Genomic DNA, 25614 nt, shown 5'->3' on the forward strand with positions numbered 1-25614 from the left:
CCGAATTCCCGCGAGTGTTCATGGCCTGAACCTGCCTTATTGCACGAGGGTCGTTTCTGCGTTGTCGGGCACGAAAAAAGGAATATAAGAGTCCGCCCGGATGGGGTCAAAAGGCGTTGTCCTCACCCAGCTGCCCCGTGCGGGAGGGCACCCACGTCGTCTGGGACTGGCGGCGTCCCCGACCGTCCCGACGACTTGCGGAGTCAGGGATGGGCGGTACAATGCCGGGCTCAGGAATTCGCGGTTACCGCTTCGCCCAAGAGGGCTGGGCGGAGGGTGAGTGGACGGAAACCCCGAGAGAGCATAGACGTCAGCATGGCCCGCAGTGATAAGCAAAGCAATATTTCGTTTCATACCAGCGTGCGTTTTCCCAAGCGCCACAGTTCCGATTGGCAGGGGCGGCTCGTTGACTACAAAGAGGTCGACCTGCTCCGTAAGTTCCTCACTACGAGCAGCAAGCTGATGTCCCGCAAGCGCGCGGGTACCAATGCTCAGGAGCAGAAGGCGCTGAAGAACGCCGTCAAGCTTGCCCGCTTTATGGCTCTCGTTCCCTATCGCGGTTCGTAGCGCAACCCCGACATATTTGCAGCGTGAGTGCTTGCGCGCACCCATCGGCGATGCTGCCCTCGTAACCTCGATAGCGCACATATGGATCACGGACCGAGAGACTGATTGTCCGCTCGGGACCGTGGGAGAGCTCCCCAGTCGTTACCTGCCAGTGACATGGGCCGGGGAGACCATTCCCCTAGGATCCGCTGCGTTCGGGACAAGGGCTCAAAAGACAGGAGAGAATCCAAATGCCGGCTTTGCCGACAATGCTTCGTGCTCCGTACATCCTCGTCGTGGTGCTGTTGGCCGTTGCCACCCTGTCCGCACATGCCGATGACTGGCCGCAATGGCGCGGACCGCAGGGCGACGGCGTATGGCACGAGTCCGGTCTGATCGACAAGTTTGCAGGGCCGAGGCTTGAGCCCGCGTGGCGGGCCGAAATCGGCAGCGGATATTGTGGGCCGACCGTCGCAGAAGGACGAGTCTACGTCATGGACCGGCTGATCGTGCCCAAACAGGTGGAGCGGGTCCACTGTTTTGATGAGAAGACGGGCGCAAGACTCTGGACCTACGCCTATGACTGTCCCTATCGCGACGTAGGCTATGACGCTGGCCCCCGCGCCTCGGTTACGGTTTACGACGGCCGTGCCTATGCACTTGGAGCGATGGGAAATTTCCATTGCTTCGAAGCGAGAACCGGAGAGGTTCTCTGGAAGCACGACGGACTCACGGAATACGGCATCGAGATGCCCATCTGGGGTATCGCCTCGGCTCCGCTCATCGAGGACGATCTCGTTATTGTGCAGTTGGGCGGCAGGCCCGACGCGTGTCTCGTCGCCTTCGATCGCAAATCGGGCAAGGAACGCTGGCGGGCTTTGGCCGACCGGGCTTCGTACTCCGCGCCGATCATCATTGAGCAGGCCGGCAAGCGCGTGCTGGTCGCCTACACGGGCGACCATGTCGCAGGGCTGAATCCGGCGACGGGCAAGGTCTATTGGAAGCATCCCTTTCCGCCGACGAAGATGGTCATCGGCGTTGCGTCACCCGTCTATCATCAAGGCTTTGTATTCGTGACGAATTTCTTCGACGGGGCCATGCTTCTCAAACTTGATCAAGAAAAGCCGGAAGCCAAGGAAGTATGGCACCGAGTCGGCCCGAGCGAACAAGACACCGACGGGCTGCAGTCCATCATCTCCACGCCGTACCTCAAGGGCGACTACATCTACGGGGTGGACAGTTATGGCGAATTTCGTTGCCTGGAACTGGCGACAGGCAAGCGCGTCTGGGAGTCGCTGGACGTAACGCCGAAGGCACGTTGGAGCACGGCCCACATCGTCGAACAGGGCGATCGCGTCTGGATATTCAACGAGCGCGGCGAGCTGATCATCGCCCGGCTATCGCCGTCCGGCTATGAGGAAATCAGCCGTGCCAAATTGCTGGAGCCCACCCTGGACCAGTTGCGCCAGCGCGGAGGGGTGACGTGGTCGCACCCGGCATTCGCCAACGGCCATGTCTTCGCCCGCAACGACAAAGAGCTGGTCTGCGCGAATCTGGCTGCCAAACACTAACCGATCCGGAAACGGCCATTCCGGAGCAATGCGAGAGTCCGGGTCGCTAGGCTTGTCCCATGAATTCAATGCGTTTCTTCAGAAACTCGAGGAAGTTCGCGGCATACGGCTCACAGGAACCGGGCGCGTAACGTACGACGACCGGATATTCTCCTTCATCGTCGCGACGCGTCGTATCGAAGTAGAAGACCTCGTCGCCGTCGTGGTTCAACAGCTCCAGAAGTTCCGTGCCGTGGCCGCTGTTTTCCCTGTTGATTTTGGCCAGATAGGCAATATCGCCTGCCGGGCACGGGTCGTCGGGACCTTCCCAGTAAACACTGCTTAGCTCGTAGGAATAGCCCAATATCCCACCGCCGAAATGCCGGCACCACCAGCGATAGGACGGGGGTAAGGGGAGTCCCAAGCGCTCCTCAGCCAAGGCCAACAGTTCGTCCGAACAGTGCTCACCGAACGGCGCAAACCCGCAGCAGTCCGGGTTCTCCTCGATCTGTCGACGCAGTTCCTTGTACTGCCCTTCCGACGGCATCAGGCGATCTCCGTTGCCGGGCAGACGGCCGCTGCTGCAGCGCAACGTGGACGCCGAGACGGTTCCGCGCTGCTTACGACTCGAATAACGGTGTCGACAAGTAGCGTTCGCCGGCACTGGGCAGAATAGCCACGATCACCTTGCCCTTGTTTTCCGGCTTGTTGGCCACGCGATCGGCCACGCACAGGGCTGCGCCTGAGGAAATCCCGCAGAGGATGCCCTCTTCCTTCGCCCCCCGGCGCGCCCAGGCGAATGCGTCCTCGTTGGTAACGGTCTCAACTTCATCGATGATGTCGAGATTGAGGACATCCGGAATGAAGCCGGCGCCAATGCCCTGGATCATGTGCTTGCCTGGCTGGAGCGGCTTGCCCGCCCGCTTCTGGGAAATGACAGGTGACGACTCCGGCTCAATCGCCACGCACTTGAACGAGGACTTTCGCGACTTGATTACTTCGCCCGTGCCCGTAATCGTACCGCCGGTCCCAATGCCGGATACAAGAATATCCACCTTGCCGTCAGTGTCCTTCCAAATTTCCTCGGCGGTTGTCTTGCGATGAATCTCCGGATTAGCCGGATTGGCGAACTGCTGCGGCATGAAGGAATTCGGCGTCTCTTCCATGATCTTCTTTGCCGTGGCAATCGCTCCACTCATGCCGTCGGCTGCCGGTGTGAGCACGAGCTGGGCGCCCAGAGCCTTGAGCACCATCCGCCGCTCCACCGACATGCTCTCCGGCATCGTCAGCGTGAGCTTGTAGCCCCTGGCTGCGCATACGAACGCAAGCGCGATGCCGGTATTGCCCGACGTGGGTTCGACCACCATGGTGTCCGGCTTGAGCCGGCCCTCGCGCTCGGCTGCGTCGATCATTGCCGCGCCGATGCGGTCCTTGACGCTGGAAAGCGGGTTGAAAAACTCGAGTTTGGCGTAGACCTCAGCCGGTGCCTGGATGATTCGCTTGACCTTCACCAGCGGGGTTCTGCCGATGGTCGCAAGAATGCTCTCGTGGACGTGCATGACACACTCTCCCAGCGCTTTGAAGAACCGATACCGAACCGACCCGAAAGGGCCAGAATAGCGATATGGCCGCCGGGGTGTCAATGCAGTGTCGCAGTTTGTCACGGATCAGCCGAAGAACCAGCCCTTTTTCTTCTTTCCCTTTTTGCCTTTGCCCGACCCCTTGGCTCCGCGCTCTTCCGCCGCAAGCTGTTCCAGGAGTGCGGCGTCGGATTTTCCGGGATTGAGGCGCCGCAACATCCGCAGTTTCTTGGTCGTCTCGGGGTCGAGATCAACGCTGGCATTCGAGGTTTCAGCGTCCAGTGACCCCGGGGTGCGTCCTTCGGCCTGGGCGACAAGTAACTCGGTTGTAAACTTCAGTGGCTCGTCCTCCGGCGAATCAGCCTCCGGCTCGTCCCGGGTGGAAGACGTCGATCCCGGCGCCGGCTCAGCATTGGCTGCGTCGATTTCTGCCTGGGCGGCCTTGCGCGCCGCCTGAAGGGCCGAGTAAGTGTCGATATTCTCGTCCTGCTCCGCGTCAACCGTGGATTCGACAGATTGCTCCGGCACCATTTCTTCCGCGATGGGTTCCGTCGAGTCATCGGCGAGCGGCGTCGATTCGACCTCTGCGAGGGGCTGTGCGGCCTCCGGGTCCGACAAGTGATTGGCATCTGACACTTCCGGTAAATTTGTGGTCGAATCGGCGTTGGCGGGCGAGGTTTCCGCCGGCTGCTGCATCGTTGACCAGAACTGTCCTACCGCGGCATGTGCCGAAGAGTTTGCCTCCGGGAATGCGGTTGCGTCGAAGGGAGCGCTCCGGCCGGATTCAGCCAGCGCCTGAGACACCGCATTCTCGCGACACTCCAGCTCGAGAAGCAGCCTTTGGACCTCTTCTTTCTCACCTTCGAGCTGTGCAGCCCTGGCGTCCAACTCGGCCCGACGCTGCTCCAAATCGTTCGTGCTCTGCGAATCCACCTGCAGCGACGACGCCAACTGTGCCTCCAACTCGCGCACCCTGGCTTGGCTGGCATCGAGCTCGGTTCTTGACTCGGCCAATTGCCGCCGTGCTTCTTCCCGCTCGCGATCGGCGAGGTCTGCTTCTTCGGACGCTCGGTTGCGTGACTGCTCCGCTTGCTGGCGCACGCGGTCCAGCTCCCGCCGCTGTTCGTCCACATCGTGACGGTTGCGCTCCATGGCATCGATGCGTTCCTGCATCTCCGTCTGCTGAAGCGCCAGGGCCAGTTCCCGATCACGTACAGTCTGGAGTGTCTGCTGGAACTCCGCGTCTCGGGCATCGGCCGCGCGGAGCCGTTCCTCGAGCGCTGCGGCGCGTTCCTCGAGCTCCCGGGTTGCCTCGGCCGTCGCGGCCTGCTTCCTATCCAGTTCCGCCCGGGCACGATCCAGGGCCTGCTGGATCTCGTTGGAATGCTCGCTTTGTGCTCCCGCCTCGAGGTCGATCATCTGTCGGGCGCGGTCGAGTTCAGCGCTTCGTTGATCGAGTTCGCGAGCGCGCTCATTCAGGGCACGGCTTCTGTCCTCGAGGGCCTGCTTTTCCTGCTGCCATGACTGCTCGGACGCAGCCATTTCGGCGGCCCGCTGGGCGGACTGCGATTCGAAGTTCGCCCGCGCTTCCTGCAAATCCCGTCGCATCTGTTCGATGGCGTCGCGCTCGGAGCGCAGTCCTTCGTGGTCCTTTTCGTAGTCCTGGCGGGAGCGTTCGATCTGCTGTTTTTCCTCGGTCAGACGTTTCCGCTCGTTTTCCACGCGCTGTTCGCCAGTCCGCGTCTTCTCCAGCAATTGCTCGAACTCGCGTTCGCGGGCCTCCAGCGCCTGGGCGCGATCATCCAGCGCGACGCCTCGCTGCGAGACTTCGCGAAGCGCCTCGGCCAGCTTCCGCTCATTCTCTTCGAGCGTAGTGGAGCGCTCACTTTCTTCGATGCGCAACTGCGATCGCGACTGCTGGAACTCGGCGATCATGCGGTCGAGATCGGCGCGGCGCTCGTCAAGCTGCTGTGATCGCTTATCCAGTGCCGCCTGGTGAGCGTTGAGCTGTTGCCACTGTTCTCCGATCGTATCGCGCTCTGTGGCCAGCGCTGCCTCGCGCTCCCGCGCCTGCCTGGTTAATTCGACGGCGCGGTTTTCCGCCTCGTCGCGCAGTCGCACCAGCTCGTCCCGGCGTCGCTCGATCTCCGCCCGCTCTTCCTCAAATTCGACGAAGCGCGCTTCCAACTCGCTGCGGCGGCGGTGCGCCTCTTTTTCTCCAGCATCGAGCGTGGATTGCCGCGCCTTGAGTTCCGCATCCAGCGCGTCGAGCACCTCCGACCGCTGATCGAGCTCGGTCTGCTGCACGCCGAGCTTCGTCACGCGGTTCTCGTGTTCCTGTTCACGCGATTCCAATTCCGCCCGGCGCTTTGCAAGCTGCTGCTCTCGCTGCAGCCGCTCCTCCTCGATCGCCGCGTAGCGCGCTTCGACTTCGGACAATTTCTCGTCGATGCGCTGAAATTCCGCCTGTTGTTCCTCGCGCCGGGTATCGATGATTGCCGCGCGCTCCTGCAGGGCAATTCGCTCGCGTTCCAGATCGGCGAAGGCCTCGTCGAGTCGCTCACGAACGGCTTGCAGTTCATTCCGCTGGGCAACGAGGGCGTTCTCGCGCTGGTCCAGCGCCTCCGACCGTCGCTCACATGCTTGCTCGAAGGCCTCATGCTGTTGGCGACAGTCCGCTTCGAACGCCTCCAATCGCCGCTGGTACGCCTCTTCCTGGGAGGAACGGCGCTGCTCGCAGTCCGCTTCGACCGCTGCCAGACGGCTTGTGCACGTTTCCTCCAAGGCTGCCTGTCGCTGCGAAATCTCCTCATCCAGCGCCGCCTGACGATGCTGGCATTCCTGCTCGAACGCCTCGACCTTGGCCCGGCACTGCTCCGCAAATTCGTCCTCGCGCCGCGCGCAGAGTTCATCGAACGCCTGCCGATCCCGGCCCACTCGTTCGGCTTCCGCGTCCAGTTCCTCAGAACGCTTCAGGCACAATTCCTCCCGCTCGTCGAGCGACGTCCGCCGCTCCTCCAGTGCGACTGCCTGCGCGTCCAATTCGTCGCTACGAGCCTGCAAGCCAGCCTCGCGCTCCGATACCTTCTCATCGTGAGTCTCCACGGCTGCGCTGCGTTGGGCGACTTCCTCCTCCCGCGCTACGATTGCCGCGAGACGCTGTTCTACCTTTGTCCGGCTATGCTGGAGTGCCGACTGTTCTTCCGCCAGCTGCGTGCGGTCCTCGGCGATTTGTGCACGTTGCGCCTCGAGTTCGGCCTGCGCCGCGGCAATGGCCTCGCTCGACTGTCGCTCGCGATCGCCGAGCACGCTCTCGCGCTCTTCGATCTCGTGACGCAGTGTTTCCAGAAGTTCCTGGTTTTGCTGCCACTGCTTCTCCCTCGATTCGAGATTATCGGTGCGAGCCTCAAGCTCCGATTCCCGTGACTCCAAATCTGCTCGTTCCTGTTCCAAGGCTGCGCCGCCTTGGTCCAGTTCGTGTGTTCGCGATGCCAGTCGCGCCTCCCATTCCTCCAATTCCCGTTGACGAGCAGTGGAACGGTCGCGATCCTTCGCGGCGCGCAGCTCGAGCAGGTCGTATTGATGGTCGGACCAGGCGCTCAAGCGATTCTGGTAGTCCGACAGCCCGTCTTCGAAGCGGCTGACCGCAGCGTCCACGGCGGCGATGATTTCGTCGGGATGCATGGCCGGTTGCGACATGAGCATACGTCCTCTGAAAGCAGTGCCGGCGTGTCGGCAACCACCTTCCAGTCGTGACATCACGTTGACATTGTTCCGGCACCGGCGGGCGCGTTGCGCGGGCCGGGGCGCGGTCCGTCCGTGCGGAATGCCTCCGGTGATGGCGGCAGGGCGGTCCGCCCGTCGCGCGACCGTCGCCGCGAACTCTCGGACGGCTTCCCCTCAGGCCAAGTCTACATTTCGCAACAGAAGATTCGCGATCGAATCACCGTGCCGTCCGTACACAAAGGCGCCGCCGTATGGGAACATCTGCGATTATGTGCTATTGACAATGGTCAATTGCGCTTACGGATGTAGTCCGATACTTCGCTTCATTCGCCTTCGCAGTGCAGGGCGCGATTTCCATTGGCCTATTCGGCCCCGATGTCGGCGCACGTATCGTACGTTTCCGGTGAGGTCTGCGAATGCGGACCCGTCCGGCAGGATTCCGTCTCTGAAGGGCGGAATGCTGAAGAAACGGGCGTTCCTAGCCGACTTCAAGCAAGGGGGTGTCGGCGTGACGGACCGAACTCAAGAAAAGCCCGAAAAACATGCGCCGGATCCGAAGGACGTGGGGCGTCTCGCCGCCGAGGCCCGAAACGTCCTTCGATCTGCGCAGGAACAACTTCGCGTCGAAGCGGGAAACCTCCGTGATCAGCGCGATCAACTGGACACCGAGCGGTCGGCGTTGGACCAGGAGCGTACGCAGCTTGAACAGCGCCGTCGGGGCATTGACCTGGAGCGCTCCAAGCTCGAGGAGATTGAAGCCCAGGTTCACGGCGAACGTGCCGAGCTGCAGGCCGAGCAAGTGCGCTTGGCCCAGGCGGACCAGGATCTTGCCTCGCGGCGCGAGGAGTTCGATAACTTGCGCGCCGGCTTTGACCGCGACAAGCAGTCGCACACCAAGGCCGTCGCGCTGCTCGCCGAACGTGAGCGCACCCTGGAAGTCGCCGAGCAGAAAATCAGCGAGCTGCGTCGCGAACTTGAACCACGCGAGCACGAAGTCGAGCGCCGCGAGCTCGAGGTCGTCGCCCGCACCGAGCAGCTCGAGGCTTTCGCGGAGGAACTCAACGAAACGCGCGCGGCATTGCTTGCCTTGCAGGACCAGCTCGAGCAGGGACAGCGTGAGGTGACCGCACAGCGTGAGGAGTTGCTCGAGCAGCTCAGCAAAACCAAGAAATTCTCGGTCGTGGCCAAGACACCCGACCGCAATCTAACCCGCTTTGCTGCCGCGGCGGCCGCCGCGAGTGTGCCCGACGTGCCCAAGCCCGCGTCCAGCGCCGCCGCCGAGCAGTTCCGCAAACTCCGGCGCGATGCCAAGCGCCGGGCCATCGGTGTTTAGTGCCACGGAGTCGACACCCGCTCATCCGCGAGAGACGAAATCATGGGACTTTGGCCCTTTGCGAAGAAAAAGGGAGCCGCGACGCAGCGGCCCAAGCGACGGACCTCGGAACAATCGGCCGTCCTTCACGGCGGTCCGGACACCTTCCAGGCCGCACCCAAGCTTCCCCTCGACAACGATCCGCTCAAGCGCCTGCTCCAGCAGGAACGCTACGCGCTGGTCGCCCGTAACGAAGAGAAGTGGCAGACCCATCCCAATGGGCCCGCCATCGTTCAGGAATCCCGGCGAGCGCTCGAGCGCCACATGGCACTCGTACCGGCCGGGCGAGTCTCTATCGTCAAGACGCTTACGAGCCAGCCCGGCGCCCCCGAGGAATCTCATAGCATCGACCCCTTTCTGCTCGATGTCCATGCTGTCACGAACGCCCGGTTCCAGCTATTCGTCGATGCCGGCGGGTACGATGATCTCGACTACTGGCCGGAAGAAATCTGGCCTCACCTGATCGAGCTCAAGGACCTCACCGGTGAGCCCGGCCCGCGTCTGTGGCGCCACGGCCGACACGACGTTCGTTACGCCGACCATCCGGTCGTCGGGGTCAGTTGGTACGAAGCCCAAGCTTACGCCCTCTGGGTCGGCCAGCGGCTCCCCTCGGAAATGGAGTGGCAGATGGCCGCGAGCTGGCACATCAACAGTTCCGCCGACCTCATGCGCCGCTTCCCCTGGGGCGATGCCATGGACAATACGCGCTGCAATATCTGGTCGGCGCGCCTTGCCGACACCGCGCCCGTCAGCAGCTACCCGAAGGGTGCCGCACCCAACCAGGTGCTGCAGCTCATCGGCAACGTCTGGGAATGGACCGACACGGAATACATGATCGTGGACGACGACGGGCGGCCCGTCGTCGGTGAGATGCCCATGCATGTTATCCGCGGCGGGGCCTACGACACTTACTTCGAGACCCAGGCCACCAGCCATTTCCGCACCGGGCAGATCGCTCTTGCCCGGACGAGAAACACCGGTTTCCGCTGCGCCATGGACCTGTCCCAGGCCAGTTGGATCAACGGTTAATCACCAAGGAGTGAATCCGTGGCCAATACCAGCTACGCGCCATCGAACACGATTCCCTGCCTGATCTGCGAGGAGCAGAACACCCTCGACGCCATCGTCTGCAACAGTTGTTGCGCGCCTATGGCCCTGATCCAGGAAGCCGTCGCCCAGGAACGCGACCCCTGCATCATCACGGTCATCGGCGACAGCAACGTCGGCAAGACAGTCTACCTGGGAATGCTCCTCGACATGCTCTCGAAGCGCGCTGACGACTTTGACGCCGTGCCCAAGGGAGCCTATTCCGTCAACCTTCAACACACGGTGATCAGCTACCTCGGATCGCGCCAGTTCCCGCCCAAGACGGCCATGGAAGTCGATCAGTGGCAGTGGGCCTACTACCAGGTTTCCAAGAAGGCCAAAGGACCGCAGATCTACGACCTCGTCATGCCTGATATGGCCGGCGAAGCCGTCGCTGCCGAGGTCGCCGCGCCGCGGACGTTCAAGGTTATTCGGTCGCTGCTGGAAAAGAGCTCGGGCGCGATCCTGCTTGTGGATGCCGCGCTCGCGGGTGTCGGCTCACCCCAGCCCGATTTCTTCGCCCTCAAGCTCATGAGCTATCTCGACGGCGTGCTCGCCACGAAACGTGAGGAGCGCATGGCCACTCCGGTCGCCATCGTGCTCTCCAAGTCGGACTACTGCCCGGAGTGCTTCGACAATCCGCGCTCCTTCGCCCAGACGAATCTCAACCGGCTCTGGAACATCTGCCATAATCGCTTCCAGCACTTCGAATTCTTCGCGACCAGCGTCGTCGGATCGTTGGGGTACGGAACGGACGAACACGACAACGTCATTCCCTACCCGCTCCACGTCGCGCCGCGCGGAATCCTCGAACCGTTCGAGTGGGTACTCACCCGACTCTGATCCTACTTCACGCTAGCGAGGCCGCGAGTCATGGCACGAAATTCGATCGCGTGCGATCAGGCCATTTTCACGTCCATCCGAACGCCGATGGGCGAAGGCTACCGTATCATCGCCGCCAGCCGCGGCCTGCGTCCCGAAGAGAAACAGGCCATCACGCGCCTTTCGCCCTCGCACGAGGGTCTCTGCGCGCCGGCTGCTGACGAGGGTGAAGTCCCCGGCGACCCGCTCGCCGCCGCATTCTATGCGCTGCCGACGGGCCGCCTTTGTATTGCGCTCTCCTGCTTCGCCGGCAACGAGCACACCGGCCGCGGCGGACACCGCATCTACACGCACAACGTGATCGTCGCACCCGAGACCCTCGAACAATGCGGATTCAACCCGCTCAACATCTGGCGGGCCATGATCGACGCCGGGCTGACTGAACCGCAGTTGAAACCGCCCGCCGTTCTCGATGAACTCAACCTGGAAGTCACCGCCGATCCCGACAGCGCCGGGGGCGGCATGCTACACGAGTCGATTGCAGAGCCACTTCGCAGACACGTGCTCAGCCAATTGCTCGTTGACGTGCCCTTGATCGTCAACCTCGACAATCACTGGATCGACACGGCTGAGGCGTTCCTGCTGGCTGTCCCTGCGCCGCTACGGACCAAACTATCACTTGCCGCCGGGCTGAAATTCTCCGTCAGCCGCTGCCATCGGCTGAACGTTCTCCATGACGACGACGGCAAGGCTCGCGTTCGAACCAGCGGCCAGAAGATCGAATTCCTCGACCCCGTCGTGACGCCGCCGCCCGCGTCAACGCAGCACGCCTGGGTGACACTCGTGGAACGGCATTGGCAGAGGGGTGATTTCGTTGGACTCGCCCGGCGCACCAGCCGACCCTTCCGCGATTGCAGCCCCGGCGGACGCGAGTGCGTCGCCCGGCTGTTCATGCAGATCGATGATCTGCCCCGACTTGAAGGCGACGCGCTTCTCAGTGCTATCGTTCAGCATGCCCCGCACCGGGGCATCACGGCCGAAGGCTCCATCGCCCGTGAACTCGTGGACGGTGCTGTTCGCACAATCACCGGCCGGATCCGCACCGCCTCCTGGGAGGCGAACGCTTCACTCTGGCCCAGTGCCTTCGATGCCTGGATGAAGTGTTCCGACCATCGTGACTTGACCTCGCCTATTCTGCTTGATCTCCTTCGCGGCGCCGTCCGAGGCGACGGGCTCTTCGCTCTCGAGCACGCCCTCGAGCTCAGCCGCACCGGCGACGCCAGTTTCGCCAACGGTCACGCCAACCGCGTCGCCCTCGACGACGTCGTCCGCCAAGCCGTTGACCAATTGCTCATCAATGCGCAATTCGACGTCGCCCGCGCCCAGGCGTGGTGCGACCAGTGGCTGCGCCTTCGCTCGAACTGCCCGCACGCCGACCGCTTGCGCACCCGCTGCGCGAACTTGGCAGCCGCGGCGGCCCGTTGAACCGGTCTCTATCGCATCTTGTGCGAGCCGTCCCGGATTGGCCCACACTGTCGCGCGCTGCGATGTTCAAGATCGCGTTATCTGTCCTTCGGAAATGTTCAGCCAAACCTCCGGGCGCGACGTCGACCTGCCCACGCACATTCGCACCCTGCCTTGATTGACGCTCCAAGACCGGTTACGTTCGCCGCAGTAGTTACCTTGCCGATGTGCAGTCGCCGATCCGATCGTGATCGATTTCGGGCGTGACCCGCACGACGGCCTGATTTTCGCGAAGGGATTTCATCCGATGAAGCAACCCCTGATCGAATGCGTTCCCAACTTCAGCGAAGGCCGTGACCCGGCCGTGATTAAGCAGATCACCAACGCCATCGAATCCGTCGACGGCGTCACCTTGCTGGACGTCGACCCCGGCAAAGCCACCAATCGCACCGTGGTTACATTCGTTGGCCCACCCGCGCCTGTCATCGAGGCCGCCATCCGTGCGGGACGTAAGGCGGCTGAAGTCATCGACATGAGCAAGCACAAGGGCGAGCATCCCCGCTTCGGGGCCATGGATGTTTGCCCGCTCGTCCCTGTCGCCGACATCACCATGGACGAGGTAGTTCCGTTCGCCCACAGGCTCGCCGAGCGGCTCGGCGAGGAAGTCGGGCTGACGATCTACTGCTACGAAAACGCCGCCACCCGCCCCGAGCGTCGCAACCTCGCGTACGTTCGCGCTGGAGAATACGAGGGCCTGCCCGACAAGCTCGCCCGACCCGAAGGCAAGCCCGACTTCGGCCCAGCCAAGTTCAATACCCGGTCCGGTGCCACCGCCGTCGGTGCCCGCGACTTCCTCGTTGCCTACAATGTAAACCTCAACACGACTTCGACCCGCCGGGCCAACGCCATCGCTTTCGACATCCGCGAGAAAGGCCGACAGAAGCGCGAGGGCAATCCTCTCACCGGCCCCATCGTCAAGGACGAAAAGGGCAACACCGTCTGGATCCCCGGCTCGCTCAAGTGCGTCAAGGCCATCGGCTGGTTCATCGAGGAGTACGGCGTCGCCCAGATCTCCATCAACTTGACGAATCTTGGCGTGACTCCCGTGCATGTCGCATTCGAAGAGTGCTGTCGCAAGGCCGAGTCCCGTGGCATCCGCGTCACCGGCTCGGAACTCGTCGGCCTCGTCCCCCTCAAGGCTATGCTCGACGCCGGCAAGTATTTCCTCCGCAAGCAACAGCGCTCTACCGGCATCGCGGACGACGAGATCATCAAGATTGCCGTGAAGTCGCTCGGGCTCGACGACCTCTATCCCTTCAAGCCCGAAGAAAAGATCATCGAGTACGCCATCGCCGCCAAATCCGGTGGGGCGGCTAAGAAGAAACGTCTCGTCGATCTCACCCTCGAAGGGTTCGTCCACGAGACCGCTTCCGAATCGCCCGCGCCCGGCGGCGGTTCCATATCGGCCTCGATGGGTGCCATGGGCGCGGCACTCGCTACCATGGTCGCCAACCTCTCCGCCCACAAGCGCGGCTGGGACGATCGCTGGGAGGAATTCTCCGACTGGGCCGAGAAGGGCAAGGCCTGTCACGACGAGCTGCTCCACCTCATCGACGCCGACACCGACGCCTTCAACGACCTCATGGCCGCGTTCGGTTTGCCCAAGAGTTCGGAGGAGGAGAAGCAGGCCCGAAGCGCTGCCATCGAACAGGCCACGAAGCAGGCCATCAACATGCCCTTCCGGGTCATGGAGGTGTCACTGGCCGCCATGGACGTCATTCGCGCCATGGCCGAGATCGGCAATCCCAACTCCGTGTCCGACGCCGGTGTCGGAGCCCTTGCCGCCCGGTCGGCCGTCATGGGCGCCTACCTCAACGTGCAGATCAACGCCTCCGGCGTGAAGGACAAGGCCTGGATGGACGACCGCCTCAAGCGCGGCCGCGATATGCAGGACCGCGCCGTTGCCCGTGAGCGAGAGATCCTGGAAATCGTGAGCCGCAAGATTGCGGAGTCGTAGTGCGGGAAACTGCTCAAGATCAGTGGCACACGGATTTGCGTGACTCCTGCCAGGGATTGTTCCTCCTGTTGCCCGCCGCTCGCCTCGCACCCTTTGTGGCTTTGTCGCTACGTCGCCTTGTGGCTTCCTCCAATTGACTTTTTCCGCCGCCTACCTACCTTCACACGTTTCGAACCCGAATATCGTGCTTCCGCGAGGGTCGCCGTCGGCGACCCAACTTTGGACCCGAACGCATCATGACCGATCGCACCATTCTCGAACCCGTTTACGACCCCCGGACCGTCGAAGGCCCGGTCTACCAGGCCTGGGAAGACAGTGGGGCGTTCCGATCCCGGACGGACCCGCCCACGCCCCGCGAGCGCACCTTCTGCATCGTCATCCCGCCTCCCAACGTCACCGGCGCCTTGCACCTCGGCCACGCCCTGAACAATACGCTTCAGGACATCCTGGTGCGCTATTACCGCATGCGCGGTTTCAATACACTCTGGCAGCCCGGAACCGATCACGCCGGCATCGCCACCCAGGCCGTGGTCGAGCGCCGCATCCGCGAACAGGAAGGCAAGAGCCGCCACGACCTCGGCCGCGACGAGCTCGTTCGCCGAATCTGGGAATGGAAGGGCGAATACGAGCGCCGCATTCTCAGCCAGCTCAAGCTCCTCGGCTGCTCCTGCGACTGGGAACGCAACCGTTTCACCCTCGACGACGGCCTCGCCCGCGCCGTCCGCCAGCAGTTCTTCAACCTCTTCCGCGACGGCCTTATCTTCCGCGGCAAGCGCCTCGTCAACTGGGACACCGAGCTCCAGACCGCCGTCGCCGACGACGAAATCTATTACGAAGCCGTCAAGGGCAAGTTCTGGTATTTCCGCTATCCGGTGATCGACCCGCGCCCCGGCGAGCCCGAGCACGTGGTCATCGCCACGACGCGCCCCGAAACCATGCTCGGCGATACGGCAGTTGCCGTTTGCCCCAATCCCCGCGAGGTTCTCGACAAGCGCGAAAGCGAACTCTCCGCCGCGCTGGTTTCCGCGCCTGCGAAGGAAAGGCCCGAGATCGAAGCCCGTATCGAACAGGTTCGCGCCCGCCGTGAATCGCATTTGGAACTGCTAGAAACCCTCGCCGCCATGGCCCGCGACGGCCGGCAGATTCGCTTGCCACTAGTCGAGCGCCGCATTCCGCTGATTGCCGACGAATGGGCCGACCCGCTGCTCGGTACAGGCTGCGTGAAGATCACACCCGCCCACGATCCCAACGACTACCAGGTTGCCGTGCGCCGTGAGCCCAATCTTCCCATGATCAGCGTGCTCTCGCCCGACGGCAGAGTCGCTCCGATCATCGAGCCCGACCCCGGCGCAGCTCCGGTCCTTTCCGGCTCCGCCGAAAACGCCCACAGCGCCGAATACGCCGGACTCCTTTTCGCGACCGAGGCCCGCGCCAAGGTCGTCGCCGATCTCGACGCCCGCGGCCTCCTCCAGGAAGTCGAAGACCGCGACATCGAACTCGGCCACAGCGACCGCAGCAAGACCCCGATCGAGCCGTTTCTTTCGGATCAGTGGTTCGTCCGCACCGGAGACGGTGCTGAATCTATATCGCTTGGCGATGGTTCGAAAACTCCTGGCCTCGCCCAGGCGGCGATGGACGCCGTCCATGACGGGCGCGTTCGCGTCTTTCCCGATCGTTACGCCAAGAGCTACCTCGATTGGCTCAGTGAAAAACGCGACTGGTGTATCAGCAGGCAATTGTGGTGGGGACATAGGATATCTGTCTGGACGTTAACACCGGACGCTAGGCTCTTTAACGGTGTGGACTCCAACAACTCTGCCGGGATTTCTGAACACATCAGGAATCAGCTGGAGCAGGCGTTAGATTTCTACTTGTCTGCGGTGGGCGAGCGGGATGCCGTTTACGTGGCCCGACCCGAGTTGCCGGGCGACTGCCAGCTTCGCTTCTGTACTCGCAGCCATGAATCCGAGCTTGCTTTCGAGAAGTTCACCGAATTTCATAACAGCCTAGGAATGAAAGAATGGTCTCCAGGCGCGGCGCGGCAAGTTGCGCTTGAATGTCCTTCTGGATTTCCCCAAGCGACAGAGGAGGCATTTGGTTTAACCAAGGTTATTTGCGAAGGGGAAACTGGGATTCAACGTGACCCCGACGTCCTCGACACCTGGTTCTCCTCCGCCCTCTGGCCCTTCTCCACCCTCGGCTGGCCCGACGACACGCCGCACTTGCGCCAATACTACCCTACATCCGTGCTCATCACCTCCCGCGACATCATCACCAACTGGGTCGCCCGCATGGTGATGTTCGGGCTTTATTCCATCGGGAAAGTTCCCTTCGACCACGTCTACATCCACCCCAAGATCCTCGACGGCCGCGGCGAGACCATGAGCAAGTCCAAGGGCAACGGCGTGGACCCCGTGGACATCATCCACACCCACGGCGCCGACGCCCTCCGCTACACCATGGCCGACATGACCACGGAGACGCAGGACATCCGTATGCCCGTGGAGTACGTCTGCCCGCACTGCTCCACGCTCGTCGATCAGAGCCAAGCCATCAAACAAGAGGAGCAGTCGCGGAAGTCTCGCGGCCAGAGGCTCGAACGCAAGCTCCAGCCCGCAGACCTCAAGCGCGTCACCTGCACCAACAAGGACTGCGCCAAGGAATTCGCTACCCAGTGGGCCGACGACGCCACCAAGACCGAGCTCGCCGTCACCCGCGAAACCTCCGACAAGTTCGACCTCGGCCGCAACTTCTGCAACAAGCTCTGGAACGCCGCTCGCTACGCCCTGATGAACCTCGAAGGCACCCAGTGCCACAAGCTTGACATCAGCGACCTGCTCCCCGAGGACGGCTGGATTCTCGCCCGCCTCTCCCGGACCGTCCGCCGCTACCACGAACTGATCACCCACTACCAGTATTCCGCCTCGATCAAGGAACTCCGCGACTTCTTCTGGGACTCCCTCTGCGACTGGTACATCGAACTCACCAAGGCCCGCCTCTCCAGCGCGCCGCAGGCTCCAGCCCGCGCCGACGCGCCGGGATCAACGTCGCGTCCCGACTCCGCCGCCATTGCCCGCCAAGTCCTTGCCTACTGCCTCGACCAGAGTCTTCGCCTACTGCATCCCACGGTCCCGTTCATTACGGAGCGCCTCTGGCAGCACTTGAACGAAGTCGTGCCCCAGCGTGGCTTGCCCGGCTTGGCGGATGCGCCGTCTTGCGACCAACTCGTTCTGGCCGCGTTCCCGCCGTTCGAAGGCTATCCGGCGCTTGAGGACGAAGTAACGCTCACGACATTCGAGCGCTTGCAAGACGCCACCCGCGGCGTGCGCGACTTGCGATTGAGCTGCAACGTGCCGCCCAGGGACAAGCTCGACGTGACCGTCGCTCCGGCCACCGCCGAAGCCGACGCCTTCCGCGCCAACGCTCACATCGTCCGCCACATGGCCGGCATTGGCACGCTGCACGTCGATCCCGCCGCCAGGCGTCCCGCCAACGCCGGCAGCGTCTCCGTCCACGGCATGCGCATCTACGTCCACGGCATCAGCGACGACGCGGCCGACCGGACGCGAACCACCAAGGCGCTCCAGGACCTCGACAAGCAGATCGAGGGAAAAGAAAAGAAACTTTCCAACGCCGCCTTCGTGAGCAACGCCAAGCCCGAAATCGTCCAGGCCGAGCGCGACCGACTGGAGCAGCTCCTCGCCCAGCGCGAAACGATGCGAGCGCACCTCACCGAACTCGGCGGCTGAATCCCTGACCCGCAAATCGTTGCCCCATTGCCACTCTTCCCCTCCGTGGCTTCGTCGCTTCGTGGCTCCGTGGCTACTCCCTCCCCTTGATTCCCGCTTTCGTGTCCCGTACGCTTTCCCCATGCAATGCCCCGCCTGCCAGAGCACGCTTCGGCCGGTCGTCTACGAAGGCATCACCATCGAGACCTGCGATGCCTGCCGGGGCGAGTGGCTCGATCCCGGCGAGCTGCTGCACGTCACGCGGGCCCGCGAGGCCCGTTTTGGCGAGAACGAACGCCGCGCCGTCACTGCTGCGGCCAAGATCACGGGCGTAAAACTCGCCGATGCCGATCGAGACCTGCGCTGTCCCAAGTGCGGCGACACCACCGACGCCGTCAATTACGGCGGCGACAGCGGCATCGTCATCGACCGCTGCACCGGCTGCGGCGGCATCTGGCTCGATGCCGACGAGATGGAGAAAGTGCAGATGCTCGTCGAGCATTGGGAGGATCAATTGCCCGACGATTTGAAGAAATACGCCAAGCGCCTCCGCCAGGTCGCGGCCGACGTCGAACAGCGCACCTGCTTCAACCTCGCCGGCATCCCGTTCATGAATGCCCTCGTCAACGGTGTGATCGATCTCCTGGAGCGATGAGCTTCCCGGTTTGGAGTCGAGGCCCGACCGGCCACCCGCGAGGCGCGCCCCGCAGAATCCCTGCTCCATTTCGTTCCTCTCCGCCGATACTTACCGCAACCTCCCCGATGTGAATCCGCGCGCATTGCGGGCGTTCTTGGGAAGGCAAGGGAAGCAGGTCGACCGAAATGACCTATATCGCCCTCACTTTCTGGCTACTCATCATCGTCCTCACCGCTTGGGGCGTGCATCAGCTCTGGAGCGGCATGGTCAAGCCCAAGGTGCTCAACACGCTGCTCCTTCCCGGGACGCTCGTCGCTCTCATCGGCCACGTCCTCGGCTTGCTGGTAACCGGAGCGACCATCACCAATACCACGCTCTACAAGAACGATGAATCCGGTGCCCCGGAGAATACCACGCATCCCGATCCAAAGATCCCCGTCGTCGGGCCGGTCATCATCGGCCTGCTCCCGCTCCTGGCCTGCGCCCTCGCCATTTACTTCGTCGCCCGGGCTTTCGGTGGACCGGTAGTCGGCGGAGCCTCCGGCAGTGGTGTTGCCCCCGACTTGCCTTTGTCCGTGGCGGCCTTCTGGCAGCTCCTTCGCGATCTGGTTTCGCTGGTGGAAGGGTTCGTGGGATCCATCGCCCGGGCCGATCTCGCCCGCTGGCAGACGTGGATGTTCATCTATCTGCTGGTTTGTCTGGCCGTCCGCTGCGCTCCATTTCCGGGAAACCTCCGCGGAGCGCTCGGTGCCATTGTCGTGATGGGCATCGCCGGTGCCACGCTCCAGGCGTTCGCCGCCGTCGACGACCTCCGTGTCCAGCAGGCTTGGGCGGTCTTGAACCTTACCCTTGCGGCGCTGCTCCTTCTCTTGCTAATCAGCTTGCTGGTCCGCGGCACGATCGGCCTGATTCAGATCCTCCGCGGTGAGTCCACCTGATCGCTCTTCGCACTCCGGAGATTCCAGGGAGCGGCTCTCGATTCGGGTTGGATGTCCGGGTTGAAACTCAGCGTGATTCGCTATCGCCGTTCGTGTCTGGTTGCGCGAGTCGGGCATGCCATTCCGCGGCGAGCGCTTCGCGCTCGTCGGAAGGCTCCCGGCGATTCCAGGACTGGTAAAGGTCTGCGATGGCCGAGACGGCCTTCAGCGTGTGGCGATGCTCCAGTCCGTAGTTCGCGATGAGAGACTCGTACGCTTCATTCAGAATGTTCTCCGCTTCGGCAGATGCTCCATTATGACTCAGCGCGGTTCCGAGCTTGGTCAGATAGACCCCGAGCAATCCGCTGTCCGCCCAGCGCCTCCTGGCAACGGGTTCGCCTTCGCGAAGCAGCGATTCCGCTTCCTGCACGTTTCCCGTGTCCAGAAGCAATCCGGCCAGATTGTTGATAGAGATCAGCGTGGCCTCGTGGTCGGGACCAAGGGTCTGTTGGCGAAGACTCAGGGCCTCCCGGTAGTAGGTCTCCGCCTCCTCAGGCCGATCCAATTTGCGCATCAGGAAGCCGAGGTTGTTGATGGATGCCAGGGTCGTGGGATCATCGTTTCCCAGAACCCGGCGAAGCCCGGGCAGGGCGCGCCGATAATACAGCTCAGCATCCTCCAGTCGCCCCAGCTTGCGCAGCAACATGCCCATGTTGTGCATGGCGGCCAACGTGCTGGGGTGATCGTCGCCTAACGCGGCCTCGTACCCCTCCAAGGCGGCGCGTTGAAGCGGCAGGGCGGCTTCCGGATCGCCAAGCAATGGAAGAGTCTGTGCCATGTCGTTCATCACGTTGTAGACGTAGGGGTGATTCTCTCCCAAGGACCTTCGCGTCGCGACGAGCGCCTCCTCGAAGAGTTCAAACGCTTGCTCATATCTTCTCTCCTGGAATCTCAGTTTTCCCAAGTTGTGGATCGAGTCCGCGGTCAACGGATGGCTGTCGCCGAGCGCCCCTCGGCGCAGTTCCAGCGCTCTTGTGTAATTCGAATTAGCGCGCTCCAGGTCGTCCAGCGACGAGTACACCATGCCGAGCGTATTGCGCAGATCGGCCTCGACCAGCGCGTCCAGATCCGGAGTGAGTTGCTGCTCGGCCAGCTCCATCATGTGCCGGAGCAGCGTGGTGTCCTGTCCCTGTGCGACGGCGGGATCGACCGTGTCGAACACTTGAAGAAGGACGCTCTTGATCTGGTTGGCACGTGTGAGCTCTCTTTCGGCGCGCCTCCACTGGTGCAGGGAAATGGCCAATCCCAGGATGATGGTCACCATGAATGCGATCACGACGACCAGGGATACGCGATGTCGCCTGAGGGTCTTGGAGAACACATACCAGCTGGAGTCGCGGCGCGCGTCGATGGCCTCTCCACGGAGGTACCGTTGCAGATCCTGGGCAAGCATACCGGCGGATTGGTATCGCCTCTCCCGATCCTTGCTGAGGCACTTCAGTACGATTGTGTCGATCTCGTCATCGAGCCCTTTCTGGCGGAGTGAGGGGCGCTGCGGGTCGGAGGTCAGGATCTGGTCCATTGCCTCACGAGGAGGTCCCGATACATCGTAAGGAAACCGTCCGGTGACGACCTGATAGAGCAAGACGCCGAGTGACCTTTCCCCCTCAATCTAGTCCACCCGCCGAAACCGGAAGATAGGCGAGGCCGGTCATGCCCGTTCCGTTGTCGGTGAGTTCGACGTCGGCAAAGACGCTTACGGATTCGTCAGGTCCGACGATAAGAATGTCCGCCTGATTTGCCGCTTGCGGATCGTTCGAATTGGCGATGAACAGTCGCCACCCATGTCCGCCAAACTCATCCGGGACAAAAACCGCTCCGATAGGACTTGCCAGCCCGCCGCCAAACGGAGTTGCGGCCGATCCTTCGGGTTCGACACGCCAGAGCGCGTTTGCATTGGCGTCCGGGACGTAGAACCCCGGTGCGTAGTTACCCCTGGATTCGGCGATGTCCTCGGGCACCGCTCCGAAGGTGGAGAACTTCGTGATCGACGACCGGGTGAAATCGCAGCCGTCGGGGATACCATTGCCGTTGCAATCCGAGCAGGACAATCGTCCGTCGCAGGCTTCGATCTCGCAGTCATCGGGGAGTTGGTTCGAATTGCAGTCCGGCTCCGCTACGGGACCGCTGAGGTAGAGCACCAGGCTTACGTCATTTGCCCCGATATCGGCTAAGGCCGTCCAATCCGGAATGGAACAAGCATCCGCGCGAATATAACTTGGAGCCGTTTCGCCCCCGCGGTTCATTCCGAGGAAGAACACCCCTCCGGGGCCGACGTCGGCGCAGCCGTCCGGAGCCTCCACTTCCGCGATGACGTGTTCTCCGGCCTCAAGATAGAGGGGCGAATCCAGTGAGGCCCTGACCAACCGTCCGACATCACCGCTGGTAATCGTGAGATGTTGCTCCCGTGACAGTGTGGCCGTCGCTGTGGACGAAGGTGGACAGGCCCCGTCATCGTCCTGCCAGATCCGGATAGTGACATCCCAGGGCTGTACGCCCGCTTCCAGCACTCCGAAGACCACCGCATCGACCTGGGATGCCTCGACGGCCGTGAAACAGCGCGACCACGCGTTCCGTCTCGAGCAGGGCGTCGATGAATTCCAGCAGCCCACGCTCATGAGAATGGTGTCCGACGCATTCTGCTTCGGCGGAGATCCGAGGACGGGCTCGCAGGTCGTGCCGTTGCGACCGAGGCGATCTCCTCCGGCCCGCAGCAGCGGGGGGTCGCCATTCGACCGGGAGACCCCGCAGGTGCTGATCATCAAAAAGAACACAGCAGGTTTGATTGAATCAGAAACACGCCTACACATGATCTTGGCACCGCCTCTCGCTGTACTTTTAGCCCGCTTCGTGCGCACTCCCAGCGCTTCGCGTCACGGCTATCAACTCGCGGTATCCGGCCTCGAATAAGGCTCTCGTACTTCTAGGTGCGCATTGGAAGCATGCGCCACTGAGAAAATCGGGTGATAAGTCGGAATCTCGAAACCGATCAGGGGCGGTAGGAATCGCTCGATGGCGAAGGCACTCGATGCGAACGAAATTCCGGACTTGCGATGTCGACTCAGCAAACCGGAACAATTGATCCTCAACCTCCGGCGCAACTCCGGCAGAGCAGTGGATTCGCGCTGTGAGCCGTTCTCTTGGCAGCGAACGCCTGGCGGTAACCCAGAAAACACAATGGTTTGTGTTCCGCTGACGCGGATTGAAACGCTTCCGAGGGGGGCGACATTCAGCCGGGCCGACTCGACTTGCCGATGATGCGTTCGGTGTCGAATGCGAAGAAAAAAGGGCACCGGGCGCGCGGCATTTCGAGGTCGGGGATCAGAAGTGCCAACGCGCCGGTGCCCGAACCGAAGTGGTTGCGTGTTCCTCGCAACCACCACAGGAGTTCGCTTGTTCGCCAGTACGGTATATGCCGACCAGACCCGGCGCGCTCCGGTTTTCTGGACTAAATTGACTGACGGAAGGAACGGATCTTGGCATGCCTGTTGCGAATCCGGGCGCTCCGGCCAAGGACGGACGGGGCTCCAAGACGGGCGCCTGAAGCAATGGCAGTGTTTACCGACCGAGGTCCTGGGAGAGGGCCAAGTACAAGGCGGGGCTGCCGTTTGGCAACCCCGCCTGTTCGTCGCGACAAATCCGTCGCTCGGTTTTCACCGATGGTGAGCAAATCCACCCCTATTTGGGGATACAGACTTTGGCCCTGTTGTCCCAGCGGCACTGGGCCTGAGCGTTGCAAGAGGTCTTGTCTCCGAACTGCGAGCAATCCACCTGTTGGCAGGCCGGATCGGCGCCGCAATCCGGATCATTGCAGTCCGCATTGCCATCGCAATCGTTATCTACGCCATCCGTGCAGAGCCCTGCCTCCGAGGACGGCGGCGCACCGCAGTCGGCCGGACAAGAGCATTCGTCCTCACCGGCGTCGCAGTTGCCGTCTCCGCAGTAGGGGGCCGCGCCACAATCGATCGCGCAATTGAAACTGTCTTCGGCGCCCTCGCAGACGAAGTCGCCGCAGCAATAGGAACCGCCACTGACCGGATCGTTCGTGCACATCCAGCCGCCAGTGGAACAGCGGCTGTCGCCGCAGCCCACGGGGTTGGTGCCATCGCCGTCGCCGCAGCAGAACCGGCCGCTGGGCTTGCCGCCTTGTACGCCGTTGCAGTCAGCCGGGCAGCTGACGCAATCTTCGCCGTTGCCCGCTTCGCAGACACCGTTGCCACAAACGGCGCCGCTCGTCGAACCGCTGATGCAATCGGCAGGGCAATTATTGCAGTCCTCACCCGAGTTGCAGGTTCCGTCGTTATTGCAAACGAGTGGGACGCAGGTGTCGCTCACCTCGTCGCAACCTTGACCGGGGCACGGATCGGTTCCGGCCTGGCAGGAGCCGGCTGAGCAAGTCTCGGCTCCGTTACAGAACAACCCGTCGTCGCAATCCCCGTTGTTCTGACACGGCGTGACCAGAGCCAGCGAGTTGATGACGTCGATCCGCCCCCAACCATAGGCGCGGTCAAAGCCGGCCGGTCCAAGATCGATGGCGCCATCGCGGATGATCTGACGGACTTGTGCGGGCGTAAGGTTGGGATCGGCGTCGAGGATCAAGGCCGCCAAGCCGGCAACCATGGGCGAAGCCATGCTTGTTCCGGATTCGCCCACGATCGACGATCCGCCGGCTGCGTTGCTGGCCGACCAGATCACCGAGCCGGGCGCAGTGACATCGAGATAGTCGCTTTCATTGCTGAAGCAGACAACCTGATCCTCCACGGGAGAGAAGTCAATGCAGATTCCCCAGTTGAAATTCGAGGTGTTATCCTCGCAGGTCGGATAGTCGGCCTTGTACGTCGCACCGACGGCAATCACGTCGACGCCGCAGGCGGGAGAGCCCATCGCGTTGGCATTGTTCTCGTTGCCGGACGCCGCGACGACGACCACACCGTTGGCCACCGCGTTGTTCGCAGCGACTGCCCACGGATGCGTACAAAGCCCGGAGTAGGCTCCGGTGCCAATGCTGAGATTGATTACATCGGCCCGGGCACCGGAAGCGGTCTGATCAGCGCAATAATCGATTCCCGCGATGATATCGCTGTCGAACCCACCGCCGAAGCTGTTGAGAATCTTGACGCCGATCAGCGTGGCGCCGGGGGCCATGCCTTGAAAGTCTTGCGGTCCGGCGCCGCATCCGAAGTCGACGACCAGACCAGTACCGCCGACCGCGATGCCGGACACGTGCGAGCCGTGACCATTGTCATCTTCCGGGTTGCTGTCGTTGTTGTAGAAGTCGTGGCCGGCAGTGCTGTCAATTCGATCGGCATACATGATGTGATCCGAATCGATACCTGTATCCGCGACGCAGACGCGGACACCGGTTCCATCGACGGAGAAGCCCGCTGCCGAGATCTGGCTCTGCAGGCCCCGCACGAGTGGCGTCGCGTCATGCAGGTTGACAAGATTGGGGTGATACTCGTCGAGTTCGACGCGCGTGACGCCAGGCATTTGCAAGAGAGCCTTGATCTGGCCCTCGGGCAGATTACGCAGGTTGATGACGTTGGGCAGAACAGAACGATACTCATGCTTGACCACCGCCTGGTTCTGCTGCGCGAACGCCCGAACGCTATTGCGGGTGTCTGCCTTGCCGGGCTGCTCCTCCAAATAAACGAGAACGCTGACCCGCCCTTGGGCCCGGGCCGCGGCAATCTCGTGACCTGCCTGTTCGGCTGCGATTGCGGCCGGATCGGTCGCAACTGCCGGAGGCGCCGCCATCACCGTATTGAGAGACAACAGTATCCCTGCGAGCGCGACAGCCGAGAGCGCACCGCGCACACCGTTCGCTGACCAGACATGCAACGTCATCGTGTTTCCTCCAGACAGGATGTTCTGACCCAACCCGCGGCCGCGCTGAGAGACAGCCCGGATCCCAAATAAAAGTAAAGACGTGCTGACGCAATCCCGATAGGCTGATTTCCCCTTAGCGAATTCGACGCGGATTGTCAACAAAATTCTCGGTCGTCTCGAGGCGTTCTCCTTACCTCGGCGGTGTGGTTCGGGCGATTCAAGCTGGAGCGGCAGGCTACAACAACGAGGCAAGTCGGCCGGCGGAGCGCAGGCGAATTCG

General features: G+C 62.5%; 16 protein-coding genes and 2 pseudogenes. 12 read left to right on the forward strand and 6 right to left on the reverse strand.

What is annotated here, in order from left to right; translation table 11 throughout:
• Positions 1–315: 315 nt before the first annotated feature.
• Both rpsR and J5J06_14715 read left to right on the forward strand, forming a co-directional pair.
• On the forward strand, positions 316–567 hold the full coding sequence (gene rpsR, locus J5J06_14710; GenBank protein ID MCO6438344.1) for a 30S ribosomal protein S18: 252 nt from the start codon (positions 316–318) through the stop codon (positions 565–567).
• Between the two features lie 230 nt (positions 568–797).
• Positions 798–2117: a PQQ-like beta-propeller repeat protein gene (locus J5J06_14715; protein ID MCO6438345.1), complete on the forward strand. Its 1320-nt coding sequence runs from the start codon at positions 798–800 to the stop codon at positions 2115–2117.
• 46 nt (positions 2118–2163) lie between these two features.
• On the opposite strand, the gene J5J06_14720 is transcribed toward J5J06_14715, so the two are convergent.
• From J5J06_14720 to J5J06_14730, 3 genes are all read right to left on the reverse strand, one after another.
• Positions 2164–2643, reverse strand: a complete 480-nt coding sequence (locus J5J06_14720; protein ID MCO6438346.1) for an SMI1/KNR4 family protein — start codon at positions 2641–2643, stop codon at positions 2164–2166.
• A 73-nt stretch (positions 2644–2716) separates the two neighbouring features.
• On the reverse strand, positions 2717–3655 hold the full coding sequence (cysK, locus tag J5J06_14725) for a cysteine synthase A (protein ID MCO6438347.1): 939 nt from the start codon (positions 3653–3655) through the stop codon (positions 2717–2719).
• A 108-nt stretch (positions 3656–3763) separates the two neighbouring features.
• A complete protein-coding gene (locus tag J5J06_14730) occupies positions 3764–7375 on the reverse strand; it encodes a hypothetical protein (GenBank protein MCO6438348.1) in 3612 nt (1203 codons plus the stop codon).
• Positions 7376–7859: 484 nt separating this feature from the next.
• Here J5J06_14730 and J5J06_14735 point away from each other — a divergent pair, with 484 nt between their 5' ends.
• From J5J06_14735 to J5J06_14780, 10 genes and pseudogenes are all read left to right on the forward strand, one after another.
• Entirely contained in the window at positions 7860–8735 is an 876-nt protein-coding gene (locus tag J5J06_14735) for a hypothetical protein (GenBank protein ID MCO6438349.1), read from the forward strand.
• Positions 8736–8777: 42 nt separating this feature from the next.
• On the forward strand, positions 8778–9803 hold the full coding sequence (locus J5J06_14740; protein ID MCO6438350.1) for an SUMF1/EgtB/PvdO family nonheme iron enzyme: 1026 nt from the start codon (positions 8778–8780) through the stop codon (positions 9801–9803).
• An 18-nt stretch (positions 9804–9821) separates the two neighbouring features.
• Positions 9822–10703 carry a hypothetical protein gene (locus J5J06_14745; protein ID MCO6438351.1) on the forward strand — a complete coding sequence of 294 codons (882 nt, stop codon included), beginning with the start codon at positions 9822–9824 and terminating at the stop codon, positions 10701–10703.
• Between the two features lie 30 nt (positions 10704–10733).
• Positions 10734–12167, forward strand: coding sequence for a hypothetical protein (locus tag J5J06_14750; GenBank protein ID MCO6438352.1), 1434 nt, complete (start codon positions 10734–10736; stop codon positions 12165–12167).
• Between the two features lie 286 nt (positions 12168–12453).
• Complete coding sequence (ftcD, locus tag J5J06_14755) at positions 12454–14163, forward strand: glutamate formimidoyltransferase (GenBank protein MCO6438353.1); 1710 nt, start codon at positions 12454–12456, stop codon at positions 14161–14163.
• A gap of 236 nt (positions 14164–14399) precedes the next feature.
• Positions 14400–15131, forward strand: a pseudogene (locus J5J06_14760) (class I tRNA ligase family protein).
• 1044 nt (positions 15132–16175) lie between these two features.
• Positions 16176–16661: pseudogene (locus tag J5J06_14765) on the forward strand (class I tRNA ligase family protein).
• 942 nt (positions 16662–17603) lie between these two features.
• Positions 17604–17912 carry a hypothetical protein gene (locus tag J5J06_14770; protein ID MCO6438354.1) on the forward strand — a complete coding sequence of 103 codons (309 nt, stop codon included), beginning with the start codon at positions 17604–17606 and terminating at the stop codon, positions 17910–17912.
• A 121-nt stretch (positions 17913–18033) separates the two neighbouring features.
• Positions 18034–18546, forward strand: a complete 513-nt coding sequence (locus J5J06_14775) for a zf-TFIIB domain-containing protein (GenBank protein ID MCO6438355.1) — start codon at positions 18034–18036, stop codon at positions 18544–18546.
• Positions 18547–18713: 167 nt separating this feature from the next.
• Positions 18714–19466, forward strand: coding sequence for a hypothetical protein (locus tag J5J06_14780; protein ID MCO6438356.1), 753 nt, complete (start codon positions 18714–18716; stop codon positions 19464–19466).
• A gap of 67 nt (positions 19467–19533) precedes the next feature.
• Here J5J06_14780 and J5J06_14785 read toward each other — a convergent pair whose 3' ends face one another.
• The 3 genes from J5J06_14785 to J5J06_14795 all read right to left on the reverse strand — a co-directional run bounded on the left by J5J06_14785 (position 19534) and on the right by J5J06_14795 (position 25352).
• Entirely contained in the window at positions 19534–21090 is a 1557-nt protein-coding gene (locus J5J06_14785; GenBank protein MCO6438357.1) for a tetratricopeptide repeat protein, read from the reverse strand.
• A gap of 22 nt (positions 21091–21112) precedes the next feature.
• On the reverse strand, positions 21113–22267 hold the full coding sequence (locus J5J06_14790; protein MCO6438358.1) for a hypothetical protein: 1155 nt from the start codon (positions 22265–22267) through the stop codon (positions 21113–21115).
• A 916-nt stretch (positions 22268–23183) separates the two neighbouring features.
• Positions 23184–25352: a S8 family serine peptidase gene (locus J5J06_14795; protein MCO6438359.1), complete on the reverse strand. Its 2169-nt coding sequence runs from the start codon at positions 25350–25352 to the stop codon at positions 23184–23186.
• Between the last annotated feature and the right edge of the window lie 262 nt (positions 25353–25614).

The sequence above is a fragment of the Phycisphaerae bacterium genome (assembly GCA_024102815.1).
In the GTDB taxonomy this organism is placed as follows: domain Bacteria; phylum Planctomycetota; class Phycisphaerae; order UBA1845; family UBA1845; genus JAGFJJ01.